Origin of the sequence: Nonomuraea sp. NPDC049784, assembly GCF_040659615.1 — a bacterium.
GTDB lineage: Bacteria > Actinomycetota > Actinomycetes > Streptosporangiales > Streptosporangiaceae > Nonomuraea.
The window spans coordinates 1-4,267 of the sequence record NZ_JBFAMX010000756.1; the positions used below are offsets into that span (position 1 = coordinate 1).

Genomic DNA, 4,267 nt, shown 5'->3' on the forward strand with positions numbered 1-4,267 from the left:
TCACGTCGTTCACCGGGGTGCGTGGCACGCGCATCGTCGAGCCGGGCGACGTCGAGCTGCGCTTCGGCCGCTCGAGCGCCGACGTGGTGGCCGCCGTGCCGCTGCGCCTGACCGGTGCCGAGCGCGAGCTCGGCCACGACAGGCGGCTGCTGGCCACGGTCCGCATACTGGAGGGCGCGGGATGAGCACGACGTTGGACGATCCGCCGCAGGGCACGCGTCCGGCGCGGCCGGCGTCCGGCCGGCGCAGGCGGGCCAGGCCGGGCACGTGGCGGCACGCGATCCGCCGCGACTGGCAGCTGTACTCGCTGGCGATCCTGCCGCTGCTGTTCTTCGCGGTCTTCCGGTACGCCCCGATGCTCGGCAACGTGATCGCCTTCCGGAAGTTCGAGCCCGGCGGCAGCATGTTCGGCGAGACGTGGGTGGGCCTGCGGTACGTGAAGATGTTCCTCAACGACCCGTCGTTCTGGAGCGTGTTCACCAACACGCTGGTCCTCGGCGCGCTGACCTTGCTGTTCTGCTTCCCGCTGCCGATCGTGCTGGCGCTGCTGCTCAACGAGGTGCGCAACCGGCGGATGAAGCGGTTCCTGCAGTCGGTGTCGTACCTGCCGCACTTCCTGTCGATGGTCATCGTGGCCGGCATCGTCATGCAGATGCTGGCCATCGACGGGCCGGTGAACCAGGTGGTGAAGGCGTTCGGCGGGCAGGCCACCGCGTTCATCCAGAAGCCGGAGTGGTTCCGCACGATCTTCGTCTCGTCGGAGGTCTGGCAGACCGTCGGCTGGGGGACCATCCTCTACCTGGCCGCCCTGACGACCGTCGACGAGCACCTCTACGAGGCGGCCCGGATGGACGGGGCCAACCGGTGGCGGCAGATCTGGCACGTCACCCTGCCGGGCATCCGGCCGACGGCGATCACGCTGCTGATCCTCAACATCGGCACGTTCATGGCCGTGGGCTTCGAGAAGGTCCTGCTGCTGTACAACCCGCTGACGTATCCGACCGCTGACGTGATCACCACGTTCCTGTACCGCATGGGTGTGGAGTCCAGCTCCATGAGCTACGCCGCCGCGATCGGCCTGTTCGAGGCGCTGGTCGGGGTGGTGCTGATCGTGGGGGCGAACGTGATCTCCCGCCGCACAGTAGGGACGAGCCTGTGGTGACGATTGCCAAGAGCCGTGGCTACCGCGTGTTCCAATGGGTCAACGCCGTCATCTTGACCGGTGTCGTCATCGTGACGCTGTATCCCTTCGTCAACATCATCGCCCGCTCGTTCAGCGCAGAACGTTACATCGTCGGCGGGCAGGTCAACCTCATCCCTCGCGGGTTCAACGTCGCGACGTACAAGCTCGTGGTCTCGGACCCGATGTTCTGGACGAACTACCGCAACACCGTGGTCTACACCGTCGTGGCCACGGCGATCGCGATGCTGCTGACGACCTGCTACGCGTACGTGTTGTCCAAGAAACACCTCAAGGGCCGCACGTTCCTGATCTGGGTGGCCGTCTTCACCATGATCTTCTCCGGCGGCCTGATCCCCCAGTACGTGCTGGTCAACAGCCTCGGGCTGACGAACTCCATCTGGGCCATCGTCCTGCCCAACGCCATCAGCGTCTTCAACCTCCTGGTCATGAAGGCGTTCTTCGAGGGGCTGCCGCAGGAACTGGAGGAGGCCGCCGCCATCGACGGCCTCAGCACTTACGGCATCCTCCGGCGGATCGTGTTGCCACTGTCGAAGGCGGTCATCGCCACGATGGTGCTGTTCTACGCGGTCTCGTTCTGGAACTCGTGGTTCACGGCATTCCTCTACCTGAACGAGTCGAAGTTGTTCCCGGTGACCATCTACCTGCGCAACCTCATCGCGGGCGCCACCGGCGCCGAGTCCGCCGGCGCGGCGATGAGCGAGGTTTCGGCGGCCGCGGCCAACATCCAGTCGGTGACGATCATGCTCACCGTCGTTCCCATCCTGGCGGTCTACCCCTTCGTCCAGCGGTACTTCGTCTCCGGAGTCATGCTCGGCGCGGTGAAGGGATAGCCATGTCCCTCCGAAAGGAACCCCCCATGCAGCACATCTCCCGGCGTCAGGCACTTATCGGGCTGGGTGCGCTCACCTTCGTCGTTGCTGGCTGCGGCGAGGACGAGGCCCCGAAGAAGGGCGCGGACGTGTCCGCGAACAAGGCGGGCGCGATGGCGAGCTACGGCGTCGGCCAGCAGTTCAAGGCCACCGAGCCGGTCTCGTTCGACGTGCTCTACAACAACCACCCGTTCTACCCGGACAAGAGCGACTGGCTGTTCTGGCAGGAGCTGACCAAGCGGACCAACGTGACGCTCAAGCCGGTGGAGGTGCCGCTCAGCGACTACGAGAAGAAGCGCGGCCTGCTGGTGGGCTCCGGCCAGGCCCCGCTCATCATCCCGAAGACCTACCACCCGGCCGAGGAGGCGTTCGTCTCCTCCGGCGCCGTCCTGCCGGTCAGTGACTACTTCGACCTGATGCCCAACTTCAAGGACAAGGTCGCCAAGTGGAACATGCAGCCGGAACTGGACACGCTGCGCCAGGCCGACGGCCGCATCTACCTGCTGCCGGGTCTCCACGAGGAGATCTGGATCGACTACTCCCTGGCTGTGCGGACCGACATCCTGGAGAAGCACAAGCTGGAGATCCCGAAGACCTGGGACGAGCTGTACACCGTGCTCAAGGCGCTGAAGAAGGAGTACCCGGACCTCTACCCGATGACCGACCGGTTCGGCGTCCCCACGCCCGGCGGTAACCTGTTCAAGCTCGTCGCCCAGGCCTACGGCGCCAGGGGCGGCTGGCAGTACCAGCACGCGACCTTCGACTCCACGACCGGCAAGTTCGTCTACACCGGCGCGATGCCGCAGTACAAGCAGATGCTGGAGTACCTGAACAAGCTGGTGAAGGAGAAGCTGCTCGACCCGGAGAGCTTCACCCAGCAGGACGAGCAGGCCAAGCAGAAGTTCAACTCCGGCAAGTCGTTCGTGATCAGCGCGAACGCGCAGTCGATCGTCAACGACTACCGGCCGACGCTGACCAAGCTCGTCCCCGGCGCCAAGGTCGCCAAGATCCCGGTGCCCCTGGGCCCGGTCGGCGAGTACAAGATCGACACCCGGCTCGAGAACGGCATCATGATCTCCAAGAAGGCGCTGGAGAACAAGAACTTCGTCGCCATGATGCAGTTCGTCGACTGGCTCTGGTACTCCGACCAGGGCGCGGAGTTCGCCAAGTGGGGCGTCGAAGGCACGACGTACACCAAGGACGCCTCTGGCAAGTACCAGCTGGCCAAGGACGTCGACTTCGTCGGGCTCAACCCCGGCGCGCCCAAGCACCTGCAGAAGGACTTCGGTTTCTCCAACGGCGTGTTCGCCTACGGCGGCACCACCAACCTGCTGAACTCGACCTTCTCCGAGGAGGAGGTGGCGTTCCAGGACGTGATGAACGCCAGGAAGCCGTGGCCGGTGGAGCCGCCGCACCCGTTCACCGACGAGGAGCGCGAGCAGGCCACGCTCTGGGAGACGCCGCTGAAGGACTACGTCACCCAGCAGACGCTCAAGTTCGTCCTCGGCGAGCGCGACCTGAGCGAGTGGGACGCCTACGTCAAGGAGCTGGAAGCCAAGAACTCGACCACCTACATCAACCTCGTCAACACCGCCTACGAGCGGTTCAAGAAGGACCACGGCTGATGCGGGTTCCCTCGGAGGCCTCGGGGCGGCTGTCCGACGGGGTGGGCGTCCACCGGCCCTACGAGTACGCGGAGCTGGATCTCACACTCGACCGCCACGAGGTTACGCTGGTCGAGCTCACGCCGGTGGTGGACGAGACGCCGCCGTGGTGGGACGACAGCCGGCTGCTCGGCCTGGGAGAGGGGAGCCGATGAGCGAGGTGACGGCTGAGCGGAGGTTCGGCCAGGGGCCGCTGTCGCGTGCCGCCACGCTGGTCTACAGCCTGCTGGTGGTCGAGGGCATGTTCCTGGTCGCGAGCGCGCCCGGCCTGGTCGCGCTGACCCTGCTCGGCGGTGACGCCAGCAACGTGCCGCTGGCGGCCGCCTGCGCACTGCCGCTCGGACCCGCGCTGTCCGCCGCCCTCTACGCGCTGCGCCACCGCAGCAGGGACCTGACGGACCTGCACCCGGCGGCGGCGTTCTGGCGCGGGTACAAGGCCGACGCCAACCGTAGCTGCGACACACATCTGCACGTCTTTCCGCTGCCCTCGCACTGGGGTGTAAACCTCTACTTGAAAGACGAGTCGGTGC

The 4,267-nt window shown here is 66.0% G+C and carries 5 protein-coding genes and 1 pseudogene; all 6 read left to right on the forward strand.

The features are described from left to right. Positions 1-185, forward strand: a 185-nt coding sequence (locus tag AB0J09_RS57745) for a hypothetical protein (RefSeq protein ID WP_360711515.1), incomplete at its 5' end; no start/stop codon positions are given. Then, on the forward strand, positions 182-1,162 hold the full coding sequence (locus tag AB0J09_RS57750; protein ID WP_360711518.1) for an ABC transporter permease subunit: 981 nt from the start codon (positions 182-184) through the stop codon (positions 1,160-1,162). The genes AB0J09_RS57745 and AB0J09_RS57750, both read left to right, overlap by 4 nt. Further along, on the forward strand, positions 1,159-2,034 hold the full coding sequence (locus AB0J09_RS57755) for a carbohydrate ABC transporter permease (protein WP_360711521.1): 876 nt from the start codon (positions 1,159-1,161) through the stop codon (positions 2,032-2,034). The genes AB0J09_RS57750 and AB0J09_RS57755 overlap by 4 nt, the downstream gene beginning before the upstream one ends. Positions 2,035-2,060: 26 nt before the next feature. Beyond that, positions 2,061-3,698, forward strand: a complete 1,638-nt coding sequence (locus AB0J09_RS57760; protein ID WP_360711524.1) for an extracellular solute-binding protein — start codon at positions 2,061-2,063, stop codon at positions 3,696-3,698. Next, positions 3,698-3,892 (forward strand): hypothetical protein, encoded by a 195-nt coding sequence (locus AB0J09_RS57765; RefSeq protein ID WP_360711527.1) that lies wholly within the window; start codon positions 3,698-3,700, stop codon positions 3,890-3,892. Before AB0J09_RS57760 ends, AB0J09_RS57765 begins: the two co-directional genes overlap by 1 nt. After that, positions 3,889-4,267 (forward strand): annotated as a pseudogene (locus AB0J09_RS57770) (hypothetical protein); the annotation flags it as partial. The gene AB0J09_RS57765 and the pseudogene AB0J09_RS57770, both read left to right, overlap by 4 nt.